The sequence below is a fragment of the Paenibacillus sp. Aloe-11 genome (assembly GCF_000245715.1).
GTDB lineage: Bacteria > Bacillota > Bacilli > Paenibacillales > Paenibacillaceae > Paenibacillus > Paenibacillus kribbensis.
The window spans coordinates 101,825-122,084 of sequence record NZ_JH601057.1 but is presented as its reverse complement, the minus strand read 5'-3'; the positions used below and the strand labels follow the sequence as shown (position 1 = coordinate 122,084).

Annotated in this window: 17 protein-coding genes; 14 read left to right on the top strand and 3 right to left on the bottom strand. The window is 49.2% G+C overall.

From position 1 onward, the window contains the following. Nucleotides 1-72 precede the first annotated feature (72 nt). From WG8_RS17780 to mgrA, 4 genes are all read left to right on the top strand, one after another. Complete coding sequence (locus WG8_RS17780) at nucleotides 73-882, top strand: alpha/beta fold hydrolase (protein WP_007431610.1); 810 nt, start codon at nucleotides 73-75, stop codon at nucleotides 880-882. Nucleotides 883-896: 14 nt separating this feature from the next. Next, on the top strand, nucleotides 897-1,676 hold the full coding sequence (locus WG8_RS17775; protein ID WP_007431609.1) for an HAD family hydrolase: 780 nt from the start codon (nucleotides 897-899) through the stop codon (nucleotides 1,674-1,676). Beyond that, on the top strand, nucleotides 1,664-2,407 hold the full coding sequence (locus tag WG8_RS17770; RefSeq protein WP_007431608.1) for an NAD-dependent protein deacylase: 744 nt from the start codon (nucleotides 1,664-1,666) through the stop codon (nucleotides 2,405-2,407). Before WG8_RS17775 ends, WG8_RS17770 begins: the two co-directional genes overlap by 13 nt. Before the next feature lie 84 nt (nucleotides 2,408-2,491). Beyond that, the gene (gene mgrA / locus WG8_RS17765; RefSeq protein WP_007431607.1) at nucleotides 2,492-3,499 is read left to right on the top strand and encodes an L-glyceraldehyde 3-phosphate reductase; all 1,008 of its coding nucleotides are present in this window, start codon (nucleotides 2,492-2,494) and stop codon (nucleotides 3,497-3,499) included. Nucleotides 3,500-3,719: 220 nt separating this feature from the next. Here mgrA and WG8_RS17760 read toward each other — a convergent pair whose 3' ends face one another. Next, nucleotides 3,720-4,586 (bottom strand): AraC family transcriptional regulator, encoded by an 867-nt coding sequence (locus WG8_RS17760; protein ID WP_007431606.1) that lies wholly within the window; start codon nucleotides 4,584-4,586, stop codon nucleotides 3,720-3,722. A 219-nt stretch (nucleotides 4,587-4,805) separates the two neighbouring features. Between WG8_RS17760 and WG8_RS17755 the strand changes: the two genes are divergently transcribed. The 10 genes from WG8_RS17755 (at nucleotide 4,806) to ptsP (ending at nucleotide 17,730) form a co-directional block, all read left to right on the top strand. Then, nucleotides 4,806-5,984: a galactokinase gene (locus tag WG8_RS17755; RefSeq protein WP_007431605.1), complete on the top strand. Its 1,179-nt coding sequence runs from the start codon at nucleotides 4,806-4,808 to the stop codon at nucleotides 5,982-5,984. 1 nt (nucleotide 5,985) lies between these two features. Continuing rightward, nucleotides 5,986-6,975, top strand: a complete 990-nt coding sequence (galE, locus tag WG8_RS17750; RefSeq protein WP_007431604.1) for a UDP-glucose 4-epimerase GalE — start codon at nucleotides 5,986-5,988, stop codon at nucleotides 6,973-6,975. A gap of 17 nt (nucleotides 6,976-6,992) precedes the next feature. Continuing rightward, nucleotides 6,993-8,636 (top strand): UDP-glucose--hexose-1-phosphate uridylyltransferase, encoded by a 1,644-nt coding sequence (locus WG8_RS17745; protein ID WP_007431603.1) that lies wholly within the window; start codon nucleotides 6,993-6,995, stop codon nucleotides 8,634-8,636. 186 nt (nucleotides 8,637-8,822) lie between these two features. Continuing rightward, the gene (locus WG8_RS17740) at nucleotides 8,823-9,986 is read left to right on the top strand and encodes an iron-containing alcohol dehydrogenase (RefSeq protein WP_007431602.1); all 1,164 of its coding nucleotides are present in this window, start codon (nucleotides 8,823-8,825) and stop codon (nucleotides 9,984-9,986) included. A gap of 174 nt (nucleotides 9,987-10,160) precedes the next feature. Then, nucleotides 10,161-10,679: a hypothetical protein gene (locus tag WG8_RS17735; RefSeq protein ID WP_007431601.1), complete on the top strand. Its 519-nt coding sequence runs from the start codon at nucleotides 10,161-10,163 to the stop codon at nucleotides 10,677-10,679. Between the two features lie 48 nt (nucleotides 10,680-10,727). Beyond that, a complete protein-coding gene (locus tag WG8_RS17730) occupies nucleotides 10,728-12,263 on the top strand; it encodes a flotillin family protein (protein WP_043891214.1) in 1,536 nt (511 codons plus the stop codon). A 199-nt stretch (nucleotides 12,264-12,462) separates the two neighbouring features. Beyond that, nucleotides 12,463-13,314 (top strand): glucose PTS transporter transcription antiterminator GlcT, encoded by an 852-nt coding sequence (glcT, locus tag WG8_RS17725; protein WP_007431599.1) that lies wholly within the window; start codon nucleotides 12,463-12,465, stop codon nucleotides 13,312-13,314. A gap of 265 nt (nucleotides 13,315-13,579) precedes the next feature. Then, complete coding sequence (gene ptsG / locus WG8_RS17720; protein ID WP_007431598.1) at nucleotides 13,580-15,625, top strand: glucose-specific PTS transporter subunit IIBC; 2,046 nt, start codon at nucleotides 13,580-13,582, stop codon at nucleotides 15,623-15,625. Between the two features lie 124 nt (nucleotides 15,626-15,749). Continuing rightward, entirely contained in the window at nucleotides 15,750-16,025 is a 276-nt protein-coding gene (locus tag WG8_RS17715; RefSeq protein ID WP_007431597.1) for an HPr family phosphocarrier protein, read from the top strand. After that, a complete protein-coding gene (gene ptsP / locus WG8_RS17710; RefSeq protein ID WP_007431596.1) occupies nucleotides 16,018-17,730 on the top strand; it encodes a phosphoenolpyruvate--protein phosphotransferase in 1,713 nt (570 codons plus the stop codon). Before WG8_RS17715 ends, ptsP begins: the two co-directional genes overlap by 8 nt. 131 nt (nucleotides 17,731-17,861) lie before the next feature. On the opposite strand, the gene gcvPB is transcribed toward ptsP, so the two are convergent. Together gcvPB and gcvPA are read right to left on the bottom strand one after the other, a co-directional pair. Next, nucleotides 17,862-19,364: an aminomethyl-transferring glycine dehydrogenase subunit GcvPB gene (gene gcvPB / locus WG8_RS17705; protein ID WP_007431595.1), complete on the bottom strand. Its 1,503-nt coding sequence runs from the start codon at nucleotides 19,362-19,364 to the stop codon at nucleotides 17,862-17,864. Further along, nucleotides 19,361-20,260, bottom strand: a 900-nt coding sequence (gene gcvPA, locus WG8_RS17700) for an aminomethyl-transferring glycine dehydrogenase subunit GcvPA (protein ID WP_007431594.1), incomplete at its 5' end; no start/stop codon positions are given. The genes gcvPA and gcvPB, both read right to left, overlap by 4 nt.

The window sequence follows — 20,260 nt, the reverse complement described above, 5'->3', positions numbered from 1 at the left end:
GCTACACATTGCATATTCAAAGTTATTCAAAAGCTGAAACACGAGGCAGGCAAGGTGAAAGGAACATTTAAAATGAGAAGAAGTACAAGAAGATCATACCATTCATATGGGACACGCGGTCCCCGGAAAATATGGAAAATCCTCCTCGGCATCCTGATTGTCATTGTGCTGATCGCAGGCTGGGGAGCATGGAAGGTGTTTACACCTTATCAGCCTGATGAGAAGGCTGCAGCTGCATTAGCAGAAGCCGCTGATGCTGTGAAGGTAAATGAACAAGAGCATTGGGTTGGTTTTGAGCCCGCCAAAAGAAGCGGTGCCGGAGTCATTTTGTACCCGGGAGCGCTGGTGAAGCCCGAAAGTTACGCGCCATTGGCACGCCGTCTGGCGGAAAAGGGCCATCATGTGATCATTGCAAAAATGCCGTTGAATTTGCCGCTGGCTTCCCCCGATTTAGCGGGTGAAGTGCTCAAGGCTTATCCGAAAGAAGCATTTGTCATTGGAGGCCATTCGTTGGGTGGTGTGATGGCGGCCCGCTATGCTGCTGCACACGCCGATCAAGTCAAGGGCGTATTTTTCCTCGCCTCCTACCCGGACAGCAAAGGCAATTTAAAGGATAAGAATCTGCCGGTCATTTCTCTCCTGGGAAGTGATGACGGAGTTATCGATATGGATCAGGTTCAGAGTGGCAGAGCCTATTTGCCAGCCAATACGTTATATTTTACAGTTGAGGGAGGCAATCATGCCCAGTTTGGCAGCTATGGAGCTCAAAAAGGCGATAAAGCGGCAACAATTAGTGCCGTAGAGCAATGGAATCAGACGGTATCGGCTTTACAGGACTGGATGAAGGAGAGTGTGGTGGATGGGGCTCCTAAAAACCAGTAAAGGAGGCATACTGCATGTCTGAGCTGATCGTGCAGGGGGAGCGGTATTCGTGCCGTGGCATTTTGTTGGATAAGGATGGCACGCTGCTGGATTTTATTCAGTTGTGGGGCCCTTGGGCTCGTTCTATACTGGATATGATGGAGCAGCACCTTGCCTTGTCGGGTACCGGTTTTACAGTGGCAAAAGATAGCGTTCTAGGCACGATTCATGACCGGGAGGGGCGCGTGATCGGCTATGATCCTTCCGGTCCGTTGGCTATGGGAACGGTGGATGAAAGTACGGGCGTACTCGCTTGGCAGCTGTATGCTGCTGGCGTGCCGTGGAATGAGGCTGTGCGGCTTGTCCGCGATTTTAATAAAACAGCGATGACTGATATTCGAAGACAGCGGGCAGCGAAGGTGTTTCCGGGGTTGCAGACGTTGCTGGAGCAAAGCCGCCGCGCCGGGGTGAAGCTGGCGGTTGTGACCTCTGACAGTACAGAGGCCGCACAGGAGCATTTGGAATGGATGGGGCTGACCTCCTATTTTGACGAGGTCATTGGACACGATAGGGTTACATACGGCAAGCCTGATCCAGAAATGGCTGAAAAAGCCTGCGCTTTACTGGGACTGTCACCATCAGATGTAGTTGTCATCGGAGACAGCAACGGGGATATGCAGATGGGGAAGCGTGCCGGAGTGCGGCTGGCTATTGGATTTGCGCCGGAGCCCGAACGTTCGGCTCATTTGCTGGATGCGGACATGGTTATCCGCGCATATGAAGAACTGGAGGTGCGTGAAACATGGACAAAGTAAAAATGCTGGCTGAATGGATACAGGATGCGCAAAATATCGTTTTCTTCGGCGGAGCCGGGACATCGACGGAAAGCGGTATTCCGGATTTTCGTTCGGCGGCCGGCTTGTATCAGAATGAGGAAAAACTGCCTTATTCCCCGGAGGTTATGCTGAGCCGTTCTTTTTTTGTCAAGCATCCTGAAGTGTTCTTCGGCTTCTATCGCAGCAAAATGCTGCATCCCGATGCGGAGCCGAACGGCTGCCATCGTTTTCTTGCGTCCTTGGAACGCCAAGGCCGACTTAAAGCGGTGGTGACACAAAATATTGACGGATTGCATCAGGCCGCAGGCAGTGTCAATGTACTTGAGCTTCACGGTTCGGTGCATCGCAATCATTGCATGAAGTGCGGGCGCTTTTACAGTCTGAATGAGGTAATGAGCAGCTCTGAGGTCGTACCCAAATGTCCGGTGGACGGGGGAATTATCAAACCGGATGTTGTTTTATATGAGGAGGAGCTGAATCAGGATACCATTGTTCGATCCGTTCAGGCCATTTCGCAGGCCGATCTGCTGTTAATTGGGGGAACGTCGTTGACCGTGCATCCTGCGGCAGGTCTGATCACTTATTTCCACGGTAAGCATACGGTTCTGCTCAATACCGACCCCACCTCCTATGATCACAAGGCCGACCTGCTTATCACTGACCCGATTGGACAGGTTATGGCACAACTCGCTGATCAATTAGGGTTGTAATCGTTTTCTTGTCAACGGTCGCATAAAAGCGCTATAGTATTGTTGTACCGGACATAAGAATGTTTCGAGAGAGGCAGGGATAGCATGGTTTATTTGGCTGACGATAATCGTTATGAAAGCATGAAATATAACCGCACAGGGAGATCAGGCCTCAAATTGCCCGCCATTTCGTTGGGCTTGTGGCACAATTTTGGCGGAATCAACAACGCGGAAAATGGCCGCAGCATGATCACCCGATCCTTTGATTTGGGAATTACGCATTTTGACCTCGCCAATAACTACGGCCCTCCAGCAGGATCAGCAGAGGAATTTTTTGGACAAGTATTAGCTAGTGATCTGAAACCCTATCGGGATGAGATGGTCATTTCAACCAAAGCAGGCTACTATATGTGGCCGGGGCCTTATGGGGATTGGGGTTCACGCAAGTATCTGATTTCCAGCCTGGATCAGAGCCTGAAGCGGATGGGGCTGGACTATGTCGACATCTTCTACTCTCACCGCTTTGATCCTGATACACCGCTAGAAGAAACGATGCAGGCGCTGGATCATATCGTACGTTCCGGCAAAGCACTGTATGTAGGTGTGTCTAATTACAGCGCGGAGCAAACGGCAGAAGCTGCACGTATTTTGAAGGAGCTGGGAACCCCACTTCTGATTCATCAGCCGAAATATTCTCTGCTCGACCGCTGGATTGAAAACGGATTACAGGATGTACTGGACGAAAACGGGATAGGCAGCATTGCCTTTTGCCCGCTGGCTCAGGGATTGCTGACCAATAAATATTTGAACGGCATTCCAGAAGATTCGCGTGCGGCGAGTACGTCAGTCTTCTTGAATGAGAGCCATGTGACGCCTGAAACACTCCGCAAGGTACGTGCTCTCAATCAAATGGCAGCTGCGCGCGGACAAAGTTTGGCTCAATTCTCGTTGGCCTGGGCTCTGCGCGGTGAACGACTGACCTCCGTCCTGATCGGAGCCAGCCGTGCCAGCCAAATAGAAGAAAATGTTGCCACCTTGTCCAATCTGGACTTTTCACAGGAGGAACTGGATCGGATTGATTCCATTCTGCATGCGGGGAACACCCAGGATTAGGATAGAGGCACAGCCTGAAGGCCAATAGATATTTCCCAATAATCGATTTCATTCATTCTGTCAAAAAATACTATACACGTAACAGCCCGCATCGTTGAAGGATGTGGGCTGTTTGTCATATTGTGAACCATGCTGAATCTATCCTCCGTGACCTTGGCTGCAAAAAGATCAATTGTCGGGCTGAGTGTGTGCAGGCTTATGCAGCCTGTAAAGCCTATCCCTAAGGCTGTGGATATTGCTTAACCTTGTTTCGATACTCAGTGGGTGATTGACCGCAGAAACGCTTGAATTGACGCGAAAAATACAAAGCGTCCGTTAGTCCAACCGAGGCGGCTACCTGCTCCACGGACAGCTCGGGACGCTCACGCAGCAACTGACGTGATTTGTCGATTCGCAGCTTGAGCAGATAGGTCACGGGGGAGACGCCCGTCTCCTTCTTGAATATCCGTGACAAGTACGCACGGTTATACCCAAGTCCTTCAGACATTTGCTCAATGGAAACGGGATGTGCATACTGAGTGGACATATACTGAACCATCTGCTTGACTGTGCGTCGAATTTGCGAATCTGCTCCTGACGGATCAGACCAGTCACTCAGATGATTACCTGCTTCTCCCATGATCAGATACAAATAGCCGAGTGCTGAAAGATGAGAGCTGGATTTTCTGCTGTAGAAGGCCAATTGCATTTGCTCCAGATAACCGGGAATGGGATTGTGATCGGAGGCATGGAAGACAGGCTGATGAACGCGCAGTCCTGCTTCCTGTATCACCTGCTCGGTGAGGTATCCGGTAAATGCTGACCAACGATAGCGCCACGGTTCTTCTTCATCCGAGGTATAGCTCACAAGCTGACCAGGGTGGATCAGAAAAAAATCGTTTTTTTCAAGCCGGTATGTGTGCTGTTCCGTTCGGAAAATACCTTTCCCCGATTCGACAAAATGAAGCAGATAGTAATCATAGAGCTTGGGCCCGACGGCATGACCGGATTTGGTTTGGCTCTCCCCTGCAAAGAGCACATGCAGCGGGCTATTTTCGTAAAGCACCGGATTAGAGGCGACAGCATAACTATATGAATGCGCTTGCAAAATAGGGTCATCCTTCCTACATTTGTGAATAGTTTAGCGAATGCGGTATACTTACATTGTACATGTCCAAGTCACATTTATCCATAGCTTCAACACATGGATGCATTACACTGTGTGGCGCTTTCATTTATACTGAATTCATAAGAGATGTCAACCTGATTATGATTTTTACAGGGAAGTCAGGGAACCTTTACTAACGTGAATGAGGTGGATGTGGATATGAACTCTGCTGAATTAAAGAAACATTTTATTGAAAAATATGGTGAAAGCAGTCATGAGCTGCGGATATTTCACGCACCTGGGCGGGTCAATCTGATTGGAGAGCATATCGACTATAATGGTGGCTATGTACTCCCGGCTGCGCTGGAATTCGGAACGACACTGATCCTTCGTGCGCGCAATGATGATGAGATTCATTTTGCTTCGACAAACCTTTCGTATGAAGGTTCTATTCCACGCGGAGAGATAGGTAAAAACAAAACCGATGAGTGGGTGGACTATCCGGTGGGTGTGCTGGTGGAGTTGGCTAAAAAGGAAGTTTATCCGACTAGTGGATACGACCTGCTCTATCATGGAGAAATACCGAATGGTGCCGGATTATCCTCCTCTGCCTCCATTGAGGTTGTAACGGGATATGCGTTCCTCACGATCGAAAAACAAGCAACAGATACCGTCGAAATTGCTTTGTTGTCCCAGCGGGCAGAAAACAATTACGTTGGTGTCAACTGCGGTATTATGGACCAGTTCGCTGTCGCGAACGGAGCGGCTGATCATGCCATTCTGCTGATGTGCGATACGCTGGAGTACCGTAAGGTGCCCTTCCGCACCGGTGCCTATAAGCTGGTGATCGGCAACACGAACAAGCGCCGCGGTTTGGTGGATTCAGCTTATAACGAGCGCCGCAGCCAATGTGCCGAAGCGCTGTCTATTTTACAGCAGCAGGAGCCGACATTGGAATACCTTGCTCAGCTGGATGAGGTCCGCTTCGGCGTGCTACAGCATCACATAGCGGATGAAACAGTGCGCCGCCGGGCACAGCATGTGGTAGAGGAAAACGCGCGTGTGCTGGCCTCTGTCGATGCGCTTGCGGCCAATGATCTCGCAGCTTTTGGACAGTTGATGAACGCCTCGCATGATTCATTGCGCGATTTGTATGAGGTCAGCTGTACGGAGCTGGATGTCATGGTTGAGGAAGCACGACGCATTTCAGGTACACTGGGTGCGCGTATGACAGGAGCTGGATTTGGAGGTTGTACGGTTTCACTGGTTCACGAAGATGATGTGGAACGTTTTGTACAGGAAGTCGGCGAAGCTTATCAGACCCGGACGGGGCTGGAGGCCAGCTTTTATGTATGTAAGGCGGGAGACGGAGTTAAAGAACTGAAGGAGGACGAATAACATGGCGATTTTGGTCACAGGCGGAGCGGGATATATTGGTTCACATACGGTAGCAGAGCTGTTGGATCGCGGGGAAGAAGTGGTTGTGCTGGACAATTTGCAGACCGGGCACAAGGCAGCGCTGCTTGGGGGAAGGCTGTATGAAGGAGATTTGAGAGATAAAGAGCTGCTGTCCAAACTATTTTCCGAAAATAGCATCGACGCGGTTATCCATTTTGCAGCCAACTCGCTGGTTGGGGAAAGTATGCAAAATCCTGGGAAATATTATGACAACAATGTGTTTGGCACGTTGAGCTTGCTGGAGGCTATGAAGGATGCTGGCGTGCGCCGAATCGTGTTTTCTTCTACTGCGGCAACCTATGGCGAACCGGAAAAAGTGCCGATTGAAGAGGGCGACCGTACAGAGCCGACGAACGTGTATGGCGAAACGAAGCTGATGATGGAGCGCATGATGTCCTGGTTTGATAAAGTATTGGGCATTAAATATGTGTCCTTGCGGTATTTTAACGCGGCTGGCGCACATGAGAGCGGCAAGATCGGTGAAGATCATCGCCCGGAAAGCCATCTGATCCCATTGGTGCTCCAAACAGCACTGAAACAGCGTCCACACATTTCCGTGTTTGGTGATGATTATGCGACACCTGACGGGACGTGTATCCGTGATTATATTCACGTCAGCGATCTGGCAGATGCTCATATGCGTGCAGTCAACTACTTGCGCGAAGGAAATGACAGCAATGTGTTCAATCTGGGCAATGGACAGGGCTTCTCAGTCAAGGAAGTTATTGAGACGGCCCGCAAGGTTACCGGGCTTGACATTCCGGTTGTTACAGAACCACGCCGTGCGGGTGATCCTGCGGTATTGGTTGCATCTTCTGACAAGGCTCGTTCCGTGCTCGGCTGGAGTCCGAAGCGGACCAAGCTGGAGGATATTATTAGCGGAGCATGGGGCTGGCACCAGTCGCATCCTCAGGGCTACGGCGACGAATAGACAGGAGACGATGACATATGAGTGAAAGTCAATTCGCAGCTAAGAGCCATGATGAGGAACAGAACCGGCACCTGGCTCATGACATCGACGAAACGGCGCAGCAAGCAGCTTTATATGCAGTGGAGCAATTGGTTGCATTCGCGCAAAAACGGGGCTTGATCAGTCCGCAAGATATAGATTACAGCCGTAATTTGCTGCTGGAGCAATTCGGGTTTTCCGAGCCTTATTCAGGCGGGGAGGCAGGGGGCATTACTGCCCCCGAAGTTCTCCAGCCTGTGCTCAATATATTGATTGATTATGGTTTTGCCACAGGACTTATTCCCGAAAACACAGATACGTACCGTGATTTGCTCGACTCCAAAATCATGGGCTTGCTGATGGCAAGACCTTCCGAGGTCGTCCGTGACTTTCATCAAACGGAGGCCGAACGTGGCATAGAGGCGGCGACAGATGCTTTTTATCAGCTATGTATCGACTCAAACTACATTCGAATGGATCGGGTTTCCAGCAATGTGTACTGGAATCAGCCGACAGCTTACGGGGATATGGAAATTACGATCAACCTGTCCAAGCCGGAAAAAAGTCCAAAGGAAATTGCAATGGCGAAGCTTCTTCCACCGCCCGTGTATCCTAAATGTCAATTATGCCGTGAAAACGTCGGATATGCCGGAAGAGTAAATCATCCGTCCCGTCAAAATTTGCGCATTATTCCGTTGGAACTAAACGGGGAGCCGTGGTTTTTTCAATACTCACCTTATGTGTACTACAACGAGCATTGCATCGTGTTCCATCATGATCATGTGCCAATGAAGCTGACAAAGGACACGCTGCGGCGGTTACTGGCCTTTACGAAAGCGTTTCCGCATTATTTTATCGGTTCTAATGCCGATCTGCCGATTGTCGGGGGATCGATCCTGACCCATGATCATTTTCAAGGCGGGCGCCATACATTCCCGATTGAAAAAGCAGGTGTGGACGGCGTGTACCATAATAAAACGTTTCCGCAGGTTACGGCAGGCATCGTGAACTGGCCGATGTCGGTGATCCGTTTTACGTCAGCGGATGCCGAGGAGCTGTTGGAGGCAGGAAATGCTGCTTTCGAAGCCTGGAAAGCTTACAACGATCCTGCAGCCGACGTCCTCTCTCATACAGAGCAGGAGGGGGAAACGGTTCCGCATAACACAGTGACGCCGATTGTGCGCCGGGATGCTAAAGGAAGGTTCCAGATGGATCTGGTGCTGCGCAATAACCGAACAAGTGATGAATACCCGGAAGGTATTTTTCATCCCCACCGTGAGATGCATCACATCAAAAAGGAAAATATCGGCCTGATCGAAGTGATGGGACTTGCCATATTACCGGGGCGGCTCAAGGAAGAGCTGGATGGAATTGCAGATATTTTGTGCGGGAACGACGAGCTGGCTGCTGCCATACAGGAGGAAGGACATCCACTGTTCAAGCATGCAGACTGGATTGATCAGTTAAACACCCGATTTGGTCGCTTGTCTGACAAGGAGACGGCTGTCCGTACCGTGCAAAATGAAGTTGGACTGAAATTCAGCGAAATTCTGGAGCATGCAGGAGTGTATAAACGGAATTCGTCCGGTCAGCAGGCCTTTGGCCGTTTTATGCAACAATTGGGATATACCCTGGGAGAATAAAATCAATTGTACGACGCATAATACATTACGAGAACCCTCCCAAGATATGACATGGAACCATGCTCCTTTAGGGGTGTGGTTTTTTTTCTGAAAAGAATGCTGATTTGTTTCCTGTAACTGATAAGGTTATAATAGAGTAGTTTCTTAACATTAAACTTTAGAAAATATTGGAGGCGAGCGTTTGCGATGAAAGCATTTGAATTTTATAATCCGACACAATTGATCTTCGGTAAAGGGCAATTGGAAGCTCTCAAGCGTGAAGTTCCCAAATATGGTAAACGTGTATTGCTTGTATATGGCGGTGGCAGTATTAAGCGCAGCGGTTTGTACGATAATGTAATAAGTTTGCTTGGTGAAATTGGCGCAGAGGTAACGGAACTGGCAGGTGTAGAACCAAATCCTCGCTTGTCCACTGTACATAAAGGCGTGGAATTGTGTAAAACACATCAAATCGATCTTGTATTGGCTGTGGGTGGCGGTAGTGTGCTGGATTGTTCCAAAGCTATCGCTGTCGGCGCGAAATACGATGGCGACATGTGGGATTTTGCAGAGCGTAAAGCGACTGCAAAGGCGGCATTGCCATTAGGTACAGTGCTGACGATGGCAGCAACCGGTTCAGAAATGAACGCAGGTTCTGTCATTACGAACGAAAAAACACAGGAGAAATTGGGATGGGGCAGCGTATATGCGTTCCCTGCGTTTTCTATTCTTGATCCGGTGAATACGTACTCTCTGCCGCGAGATCAAACCGTTTACGGAATTGTGGATATGATGTCACATACGCTGGAGCATTATTTCCATTTGGAATCCAATACTCCGGTTCAACTGGGCTGGTGTGAAACGCTTTTGCGTACGGTTATTGATGCTGCTCCAGGTCTGGTTGACGATCTGGAAAACTACGAGTTGCGCGAAACGATTATGTATTGTGGTACGATGGCGTTGAACGGCTTCCTGAACATGGGGCTGACAGGTGACTGGGCTACTCATAATATTGAGCATGCTGTGTCTGCTGTGTATGATATTCCACATGGCGGAGGACTGGCTATTCTGTTCCCGAACTGGATGAAGCATAATCTGCATGTGAAGCCTGAACGCTTCAAGCAGCTGGCTGTGAATGTATTCCATGTGAACCCGGAAGGCAAGAGTGATGAAGAAGTAGCGTTGGAAGGTATTCAGGCCTTGCGTGATTTCTGGAACTCGATTGGTGCGCCGAGCCGTCTGGCAGATTACGATATCGATGCTTCCAAAATCGATGTTATGGCGGATAAAGCTGTGAAATTTGGAGCTTTCGGTGGCTTTAACAAGCTCAATCGCGAAGATGTAGTGGCAATTTACAACGCTTCCCTGTAACTCGGTTTCGGATCACTTCAAGCACGTTTGTACGTCATTTGACGTAGGGACGTGCTTTTTTTGGGTTTCATGTAAGGTATAGGAGGAAAATTTTGAAACTTTTTTAGGTTGAATACGTAAACATAGTTATAGGCTGGAAACCAGACTGAAAAGGTGCATGGAAGGAGGAGTCGCATGGAAACCATATTTTGGTGGTTATTGGCAGGGGGCGCTATCTTTACGGTGGTCAGTGTACTGATCGGGGATGTACTCGGAAGCTGGCTGGATGGGGCGTTGGAGCTGCCGGGCCTTGATTGGTTCAGACCTGTCGTTTTGCTTGGAGCCATGACTGCTTTTGGCGGGGCTGGTGTACTATTGACGAAATATACAGGGCTAAGCACGGGCTGGGTCGTTGTGCTTGCTTTTTGTGTTGCATTTGTCATTGGAGTACTCGTGTTTTTTGCGTTTATCAAGCCGATGGCGAACTCGGAGGTATCCAGCGGCTTCTCTATGCGTGAGCTGACTGGCAGGATCGGTGAGGTCACCATTCCGGTACCGGAGGTTGGTTACGGGGAGGTTATGATCCGCTTTGGTGCAAGCAACACCATACATACGGCATCGAGCTTTGATCACAAGCCGCTGGCTGCGGGGACCCGTATTGTCGTGGTTGAGGTCGCAGAGGGCGTCGTCCGCGTAGCATACCTGGACACATAGACGGCGCATTCGCTTAACTTGAAGGGAGCGTGAACGGGAGTGTCAAATTTGCAGGATGTTATACTGGTCCCGGGGATTGTTGTCATCGTTATTGTCATATTAGGGATCGCTTTTTGGGCCCGCTACAAAACGGTAGGACCGGATGAAGGGATGATCGTGACGGGTTCTTTTCTGGGAAGCAAAAATATTTCCGAGGATGAATCCGGTCGCAAAATTAAAATTGTGCGCGGTGGCGGGGCCTTTATTTGGCCTATTTTTCAGCAATCTGAATTTATTTCTCTCTTGTCCCACAAACTTGACGTAACCACACCGGAAGTATATACGGAGCAAGGGGTCCCGGTGATTGCTGACGGTGTAGCCATTATTAAGGTCGGCAGTGCCATTGAGGATGTAGCGACAGCAGCGGAACAATTTATCGGGAAGCCCCTGGAGGCTCTCAAAGGAGAGGCCCAGGAAGTGCTGGAAGGGCATTTGCGTGCAATTCTCGGCTCGATGACAGTGGAGGAAGTGTACCGTAATCGGGACCGATTCGCGCAGGAAGTACAGGGCGTAGCTGCTCGCGATCTGAAAAAGATGGGGCTGCAAATTGTGTCATTCACCATCAAGGATGTACGTGACAAACATGGATATCTGGATGCGCTCGGTAAGCCGAGAATTGCTGCTGTAAAACGGGATGCAGAAATTGCGGAAGCCGAGGCTGTGCGGGATGCCCGGATTCAGAAGGCACGTGCAGAACAGGAAGGCCAGAAGGCTGAGCTGCTGCGGGACACGAATATTGCCGAGGCAGCCAAGGAGAAGGAGCTGAAAGTGGCTGCGTTTAAGAAAGAGCAGGATACAGCCAAGGCCGACGCTGATCAGGCTTATCATATCCAGGAGGCTCGTGCCAAGCAAACTGCTGTTGAGGAGCAGATGAAGGTCGAACTGGTCCGCAAGGAGCGGGAAATTGATCTTCAAACCAAGGAAATTCAGGTTCGTGAAAAGCAATATGATGCGGAAGTGAAAAAGAAGGCGGAAGCCGATCGGTATGCCGTAGAGCAGGCTGCGGAAGCGGACAAATCGCGTAAAATGCGCGAGGCAGAATCGCTGCAATACTCGATTGAGACACAGGCTAAAGCATCAGCTGAGCAAAAACGCCTGAACGGGCAAGCCGAAGCGGACGCGGAACGCGCGAAGGGTACGGCGGACGCAGATGTCATCCGTTTGCGTGGTTTGGCAGAAGCGGAGGCCAAGGAGAAACTGGCTGAGGCGTTCCAGAAATTTGGAGAGGCAGCCGTGCTCGATATTATCGTGAAAATGCTGCCTGATCTGGCTGGCCGCATTGCTGAACCGATAGCGTCCATTGATAAACTGACGGTGGTTGATACAGGCAAAGGAGAAGGAGCAGCACGTGTCAGCAATTATGTCACAGAGCTGATGTCCACGGCTCCCGAGATGCTTAAGAGTGTATCCGGTATCGATGTGGAGCAGTTAATTAAGGGACTGACCATTGGGAAAAATGGACCTCATGCTGTACCATCTGCTGGAGAAGCTGATAAGCTGCACATTCATGCCCCGGTTGAGGTAGCTACAACAGATCAAAAATAACCTCAAGTCTTCGGGGAGCAGTTGCTCCTGAACAGCAGCAAAAAGACCGCTTTTCATCACAGCTTTTCCCAGCTATTGTGATGAAAAGCGTTTTCTTTTTATTGACCTTTAGCGGAATATTTGGTACTTTAACGTGGATTCCTCTGAGCAGCATGCTATAATTCTTAGGATCAAGGTTCTGATAAAAAGAGGTGCGGATGTGAGCAGCCTACAAGTGGCGAAAGCGCTGAATAACAATGTGATTATAGGAATGCATCCCGAACATGATGAGGTTGTCGTGATTGGAAAAGGAATCGGTTTCAATCGAAAAGCCGGCGATCTTATAACGTTGGATTCAGTTGAAAAATTATTTATATTAAAAAGCCATGAAGAGCAGGAGCAATACAAGCGATTGCTTCCTGAGCTGGATGAAAAGCTCATTGAGGTCATCGGTGAGGTGCTTCATCTTGTTCAGCTTCAAGCGAAGAAGCCTTTGAATGAGCACATATTAATTGCTTTAACCGACCACATCGCCTTTTCGATCAACCGTCAGAAACAGGGGATTACGATTCATAATCCGTTTCTGTACGAAACCAGGGAAATCTATCCCCAGGAATACAAGATGGCCGAACAGGCTGTGTCTTTAATCAGGGAAAAGATGAACGTGGATTTGGGAGAAGATGAGATCGGATTTGTGGCACTGCATATTTATAGTGCCATGACCAACCAGCATATTTCCGAGGTTAGGAAGGATTCACGTCTGATAGCCGATATGGTTCAGGTAGTCGAGACTACTCTTGATTATCGTATACCTCTCCTGTCCCTCGATTATTCCCGCCTGCTGACTCATCTGAGATTTGCCATTGAACGTGTGCGCCGGGGTGAAATTGTGCAGGAGATTTATCGTTTGGACAAGCTTTTGAATGAGGAGTATCCGGAAATGTACATGCTGGCCTGGAAGCTCACAAAAATTATGGAGAAAAGGCTCCGGAAGCCTGTGTATCCGGCTGAGGTCAGCTATTTGACGATGCATCTGCAGCGGTTGTCCCAACGCAAAGAGCAGGAAGAGTAACCATGATAAAGCCGAGAAATAAAAAAAGTATTGCCTCACTTTTAGCAGGATGCTATAATCACTTCTGTAATGAGCAAGACAACAATTGAACATTTAACGTGTTACTGATTCGATCAGGCATGAGTTGTTTTAAGTTATGATTGTTTACAGCCTACTGGGGTAAGCTATATCCCAAGGTTGTATTCAAACATACTTAAATCGGCTCATGCCTTTTTTGTTGTTTTGCCTCTGCATTCTAAATTTTTTAGAGAAGGAAGTGGAACGTATGTTTAAAAAGCTTTTCGGCGTTTTACAGCGTGTCGGCAAAGCTTTGATGCTTCCTGTAGCTATTTTGCCAGCTGCGGGACTTTTATTGGGGATTGGTAACATGCTGGTCAACCCTGATTTTCTCCAGTACATTCCTGCATTAAATGCGGGCTGGGTACAATCAGTTGCGACGATCATGATGAATGCCGGACAAATCGTTTTTGATAATCTGGCATTGTTGTTTGCAGTCGGCGTAGCCGTCGGTCTGGCAGGCGGTGAGGGTGTAGCAGGTTTGGCCGCAATCATTGGTTACCTTGTAATGAATATTACACTGGGAACAGCTGTTGGTGTCACACCAGGCCTGATTGCTCAAAAAATCCCTGGCTATGCCAATGTATTGGGGATTCCAACGCTTCAAACAGGGGTATTCGGCGGGATTATCATTGGTATTCTGGCCGCGTCTATGTACAACCGCTTTTTCAAAATTGAGCTGCCTTCATATCTGGGCTTTTTCGCAGGCAAGCGCTTTGTTCCGATTGCAACGGCATTATCCTCGTTGCTGGTTGGACTACTGTTGGTCATTGTATGGCCTCCTGTACAGCACGGACTGAACACCGTATCTCACTTCATGGTTGATTCTAATCCGACACTGGCCGCTTTCATTTTTGGGGTCATTGAACGTGCGCTTATTCCATTCGGCTTGCATCATATCTGGTATTCACCGTTTTGGTTTGAGTTCGGCGAATATGTTAACAAAGCAGGTCAAACGATTCATGGTGATCAGCAAATCTTCTTTAACCAGCTTCGCGACGGAGTAGCCCTGACAGCAAGTACGTTCCAAGTGGGTAAATTCCCATTCATGATGTTCGGTCTGCCAGCTGCTGCGCTTGCGATGTACCATGAAGCAAGACCTGAGCACAAAAAATATGTAGCAGGTATTATGGGTTCCGCAGCATTGACTTCGTTTTTGACAGGGATTACGGAGCCGCTGGAATTCTCCTTCCTGTTCGTTGCTCCACTGTTGTTCGCAGTTCACTGTATATTTGCGGGTCTGTCATTTATGACCATGCAAATTTTGAATGTTAAAATCGGCATGACGTTCTCGGGCGGATTTATTGACTTCTTGATTTTCGGGATTATTCCAACTCGTACGCCTTGGTGGTATGTCATCATCGTCGGTCTGATTTTGGCGGTAATTTACTACTTCGGATTCCGATTCATCATACGGAAGTTCAACCTGAAAACACCAGGTCGTGAAGAAGCTACAGACAATGTGGATGGCGTTGCAACCGGAAGCAGTGATGATCTGCCACACAACATTTTGGCCGCTTTCGGTGGTTCATCCAATATCAAGCATCTGGATGCTTGTATTACACGTCTTCGGATCGAGGTTAATGAGAAATCGAACGTTGACAAAGCTCGTTTGAAACAGCTTGGCGCATCGGGTGTTCTTGAAGTCGGCAATAACGTACAGGCGATTTTCGGTACACGTTCCGATACGATTAAAACTCAAATGGCTGATATCATGGCGGGACGTACGCCTGCACCTGCTCCGGCACAACCAGCTCCACAAGAGGAAAAGGAAGCCGGAGAACAAAAGCAAGCGATTATTGTGGAAGATATCGTAATGCCAGTTAATGGCGAACTGGTTGATATTTCGACCGTTCCCGATCCGGTATTTGCAGAGCGTATGACAGGTGACGGTTTTGCAGTCGTGCCAAATGATGGAACGATTGTATCCCCTGTTTATGGTAAAGTATTCAATGTATTCCCAAGCAAGCATGCGGTTGGTATTCAATCCGATGGCGGTAAAGAAGTGCTTGTTCATATCGGAGTGAACACAGTGAAGCTGAAAGGACAAGGATTTGACGTTTTGGTGAACGAAGGCGATCTTGTGTCAGCCGGTCAACCAATCATGAAAATTGATCTGGAATACGTTAAAGCAAACGCTAAATCCATCATTTCACCTGTCATTTTTACCAACCTTCCAGAAGGTTCTTCGATAACTTTAAACAAAACAGGAGTATTGAAGGCTGGCGAAGATGGTATAATTACGATAAAATAAACTCTATGTGTTTCGGTTTAATGATTAGGCGGCTTAGTCCGTCTGATCATTGCCCGGTTTCACTGCACGTATTATACTGCGTGTAAACAAATATAATCTTTAGAAAAGTGGGAGGAACAAATCTATGCAAACAACTTTTAGAATTACAGATGAAGATGGTATCCATGCACGTCCTGCAACTGCGCTGGTAAATACAGCTAACAAATTCAGCGGTGCTGAATCTTTTGCCGAAGCTAATGGTAAAAAAGTAACTTTGAAATCCATTCTGGGTGTACTGTCTCTGGGTCTGGAACAAGGTGATACCATCAATATTATCTGTGAAGGCGCTGAAGCTGCTGAAGCTTTGAAAGCTCTTGAAAATGTAATCGTTAACGAAGGGCTGGGCGAAATTCATGCTTAAGATCTCCGGGATTGCCGCTTCGGCAGGCATTGCTATTGCCCGGGCGTTTATTTTGGAGCATCCGAATTACGCTGTAGAGAGACGCGCGGTTGGCGATGTTGAAGCTGAAATCGCAAGATTGGATGCGGCTTTGGCAGAATCTCAAACTGAATTGGAAACGATTAAGGAGAAAACATTAAAGGAACTGGGCGAGAAAAAAGCAGAAATCTTTGCTTCTCACCTGTTGATCCTGAATGATCCCGAACTGATCGATCCAGTAAAAGCTAAAATCAAAGACGAGCAGCTTAATGCTGACTATGCTTTGGATGAAGTAGCTACACAGTTTATTTCCATGTTTGAAAACATGAAAAGTGCATATTTGCAAGAACGCGCGTCTGACATGCGTGATGTAACCAAACGGGTGCTCAATCATCTGCTTGGTGTTCATTTTGTCAGCCCTGCAGAAATTGCCGAAGAGACGATTGTACTTGCCGAAGATTTGACACCTTCCGACACAGCTCAGCTGAATCGTGAATTTGTTAAAGGCTTTGCAACAAATATCGGCGGACGTACTTCGCACTCGGCGATCATGGCTCGCTCACTTGAAATTCCTGCGGTTGTAGGAACCAAAAATATATTGTCCCAAGCTAAAAGCGGCGATTTGATTATCGTTGATGGTCTGGATGGACACGTATTCGTGAATCCGTCTGAAGAGATCATTGCAGAATACCGTGCTAAACAAGTGGCATACGACAAGCAGCGCGAAGAGTGGCGAAAGCTGCGCGGCGAAGCTACAGTTTCTGTCGATGGTGTCCATGTCGAATTGGCAGCCAATATCGGTACGCCTAACGATGTAGCCGGTGTTCTGGATAACGGTGGTGAAGGCGTCGGCTTGTATCGTACAGAATTCTTGTATATGGGACGCGATAAGCTTCCATCTGAAGAAGTACAGTACACAGCATACAAAACCGTTCTGGAAAAAATGGAAGGCAAACCGGTTGTAGTCCGCACGTTGGACATCGGTGGCGACAAAGAACTTCCTTATCTGGATCTGCCAAAAGAAATGAATCCGTTCCTCGGATTCCGTGCGATTCGTCTGTGTCTGGATCGTCAGGATATTTTCCGTACTCAATTGCGTGCTTTGTTGCGTGCAAGTGTACACGGTAACCTGCGCATCATGTTCCCGATGATTGCTACGCTGAACGAATTCCGTGAAGCAAAAGCTGTTTTGCTGGAGGAAAAGGAAAAGCTGGTGGCCGAAGGTGTAGCCGTATCTGAAGAAATTCAGCTGGGCATCATGGTAGAAATTCCTTCTACAGCGGTATTGGCTGACCAATTCGCCAAAGAAGTTGATTTCTTCAGTATCGGTACGAACGACCTGATCCAATACACAATGGCTGCAGACCGTATGAACGAACGCGTGTCTTACTTGTATCAACCATACAATCCATCCATTCTGCGTTTGGTGAAAATGGTTATCGATGCAGCTCATCGTGAAGGACGTTGGGCTGGTATGTGTGGCGAAATGGCAGGGGATGCGACAGCAATTCCGTTGCTGCTGGGACTGGGACTCGATGAGTTCAGTATGAGCGCAACTTCCATTCTGCCAGCACGCAGTCTAATCTCCAAATTGTCTCGTGCGGATATGGAAAAACTGGCTACCAAAGCTTTGGACATGCAAACAGCCGAACAGGTTGTTGAATTGGTTCAAAGCATTGAAGGCTAAGGGTATCACATTTTTAAGGGGTATATCTTTTTCCAACAAAAAATTGCTGTGTACATACAGCAGCCGGTATCTCAACAGATACCGGCCTTTTTGCATGCTTCTTTTTTGCATGTATTTGATTAAATTTACTTTTAGCTGCACGAGCAGTTCAGTACAGGCTTGCGGGCGGCAGTGGTTTCGTCCAAGCGTGTGACTGGCGTGGTATAGGGTGCATTCATCACCAGTTCGGGATTCTCCTCCGCTTCTCGCGAAATCTGAATCATGGTGTCGATAAAACCATCAAGTGTTTCCTTGCTTTCCGTTTCCGTCGGCTCAATCATGATACATTCCTCTACATTCAGTGGAAAATAAATCGTAGGTGGATGGTAGCCGAAATCGAGCAAGCGTTTGGCAACATCCAGCGTACGCACTCCAAATTTTTTCAAATTCCGCCCAGACATTACGAATTCGTGCTTGCAGTGGCCCGGGTAGGGAAGATCGAAATACGGAGCCAGCCGATGCATCATATAATTGGCATTCAGTACGGCGCATTCAGATACCCGCTTCAAGCCGTCAGGACCATAGCTGCGGATATAGGCATAAGCACGGACGAGAATGCCGAAATTACCGTAAAAGGCTTTGACCCGTCCGATGGAATCTCCCTGCTCCCGGTCCCAGCGGTACGAGCCCTGAGGATCACGCACAACCATCGGCTTGGGCAAATAGGGAATGAGCCGCTGCTTCACGCCGACAGGTCCTGCGCCGGGGCCGCCTCCGCCATGCGGGGTACTCATCGTTTTGTGCAAATTGAGATGCACGACATCGAAGCCCATATCTCCAGGGCGGGTAATGCCCATGATGGCGTTGGAATTCGCGCCGTCATAGTAGAGCAGGCCTCCGGCCTCATGCACAATCGCGGCAATGTTAGCGATTTGCTTCTCGAACAGGCCAAGCGTGTTCGGGTTAGTCAGCATGAGCGCAGCGGTGTCGTTGCCGACGGCTTGACGCAGCGCGTCCAGATCCACCAGCCCCTGCGGGGTGGAGGGGAGGGTGACCGTTTCGAAGCCCGCGACGGTTGCGCTGGCGGGGTTCGTTCCGTGCGAGGAATCCGGCACGAGCACCTTGGTACGACGCTCACCACGGGCTTCATGGTAGGAGCGGATCATCATCAGCCCGGTCCATTCGCCATGGGCGCCTGCTGCGGGCTGAAGGGTGACGGCATCCATGCCGGTTAACGCGGCCAGATCGTTTTGGAGCGTATGCAGCAGCTCCATGGCCCCCTGGATGCTATCCTCAGGCTGATATGGATGAATCTTGGCGAAGCCTGCATAACGGACGACATCCTCGTTTACCTTCGGATTATATTTCATCGTACAGGAGCCGAGCGGATAAAATCCGTTGTCTACGCCAAAATTGCGCCGGGACAAGGCGGTATAATGGCGAATAACGTCTACTTCGTATACCTCCGGTAATGCCGCAGGCTCACTCCGCAGCGCATAATCCGGCAAAAGCTCTGCCACCGGGCGCCGGGGAACGTCGCATTCGGGAAGGGAATAGGCGATACGACCCGAACGGCTCAATTCAAAAATGAGTGATTGATCATGTTCCTTTAACAGCTCTTGCTTCTGCTTCTGATCCTGTCCGGCCTGCGTCATAGCAATCCCCCCAAGGTGTGTACAAATTGGTCGATCTCTTCTTTTGTTCTTTGCTCCGTTACGGCAATCAGCATGTGACCTGCAAGCTCCTCGTAGTCCCGACCCAACTCATAGCCACCGATAAATCCTGCATCAAGCAATCCGGCCTGGAGCTTGGCCATATCCGTACCCTCAGGCAGTTTAAGGGCAAACTCGTTAAAGGTCGGCGCGTTAAAGGAAGCAGTTACACCCTTCAAGCTTAGTAATTGCTCCAATGCATAGCGGCTTTTATGCAAATTCAGCTCGGCGACCTCCCGCATGCCCTGTCTACCCATAACGGACAAATACACAGATGCAGATAAAGCAAGCAATGCTTGATTGGAGCAAATGTTGGACGTGGCTTTTTCACGGCGGATATGCTGTTCCCGTGCCTGCAAGGTCAGCACGAAGCCGCGTTTGCCATTGCGGTCTGTCGTTTGGCCCACAATACGCCCGGGGATGCGGCGCATATGCGCCTGAGAAACGGCAAAGTAACCACAGGTCGGACCGCCAAGGGAGGAAGAGATGCCAAGCGGCTGTGCGTCTCCGACGACAATATCCGCACCCTGCTTGCCGGGCGTCTCCAGCAAGCCCAGCGCCAGCGGGTTGGCGCTGACAACCATAAGCCCTTTGTGCGCATGGATCAGGTCAGCCATCGGCTTCAAATGTTCCACGGCTCCGAAAAAGTTGGGACTTTGAACCAAAACAGCCGCCGTCTGTTCCGATACGGCCGCTGCCAATGCCTCTACATCCGTTACACCGTCCGAATAGCCAATCTCCACGATGTCCAAGCCCAGCCCGCGTGCATAGGCAGCCAATACCTGACGTGCCTCCGGGTGGACGGTTCGTGATACGATAAGCTGTTTACGGCGGGGGGG

Bases quoted from the DNA above. Each gene is read 5' to 3' on its own strand.
- WG8_RS17780 (WP_007431610.1), top strand. From the start codon at position 73: ATGAGAAGAAGTACAAGAAGATCATACCATTCATATGGGACACGCGGT.
- WG8_RS17775 (WP_007431609.1), top strand. From the start codon at position 897: ATGTCTGAGCTGATCGTGCAGGGGGAGCGGTATTCGTGCCGTGGCATT.
- WG8_RS17770 (WP_007431608.1), top strand. From the start codon at position 1,664: ATGGACAAAGTAAAAATGCTGGCTGAATGGATACAGGATGCGCAAAAT.
- mgrA (WP_007431607.1), top strand. From the start codon at position 2,492: ATGGTTTATTTGGCTGACGATAATCGTTATGAAAGCATGAAATATAAC.
- WG8_RS17755 (WP_007431605.1), top strand. From the start codon at position 4,806: ATGAACTCTGCTGAATTAAAGAAACATTTTATTGAAAAATATGGTGAA.
- galE (WP_007431604.1), top strand. From the start codon at position 5,986: ATGGCGATTTTGGTCACAGGCGGAGCGGGATATATTGGTTCACATACG.
- WG8_RS17745 (WP_007431603.1), top strand. From the start codon at position 6,993: ATGAGTGAAAGTCAATTCGCAGCTAAGAGCCATGATGAGGAACAGAAC.
- WG8_RS17740 (WP_007431602.1), top strand. From the start codon at position 8,823: ATGAAAGCATTTGAATTTTATAATCCGACACAATTGATCTTCGGTAAA.
- WG8_RS17735 (WP_007431601.1), top strand. From the start codon at position 10,161: ATGGAAACCATATTTTGGTGGTTATTGGCAGGGGGCGCTATCTTTACG.
- ptsG (WP_007431598.1), top strand. From the start codon at position 13,580: ATGTTTAAAAAGCTTTTCGGCGTTTTACAGCGTGTCGGCAAAGCTTTG.
- WG8_RS17715 (WP_007431597.1), top strand. From the start codon at position 15,750: ATGCAAACAACTTTTAGAATTACAGATGAAGATGGTATCCATGCACGT.
- ptsP (WP_007431596.1), top strand. From the start codon at position 16,018: ATGCTTAAGATCTCCGGGATTGCCGCTTCGGCAGGCATTGCTATTGCC.
- gcvPB (WP_007431595.1), bottom strand. From the start codon at position 19,364: ATGACGCAGGCCGGACAGGATCAGAAGCAGAAGCAAGAGCTGTTAAAG.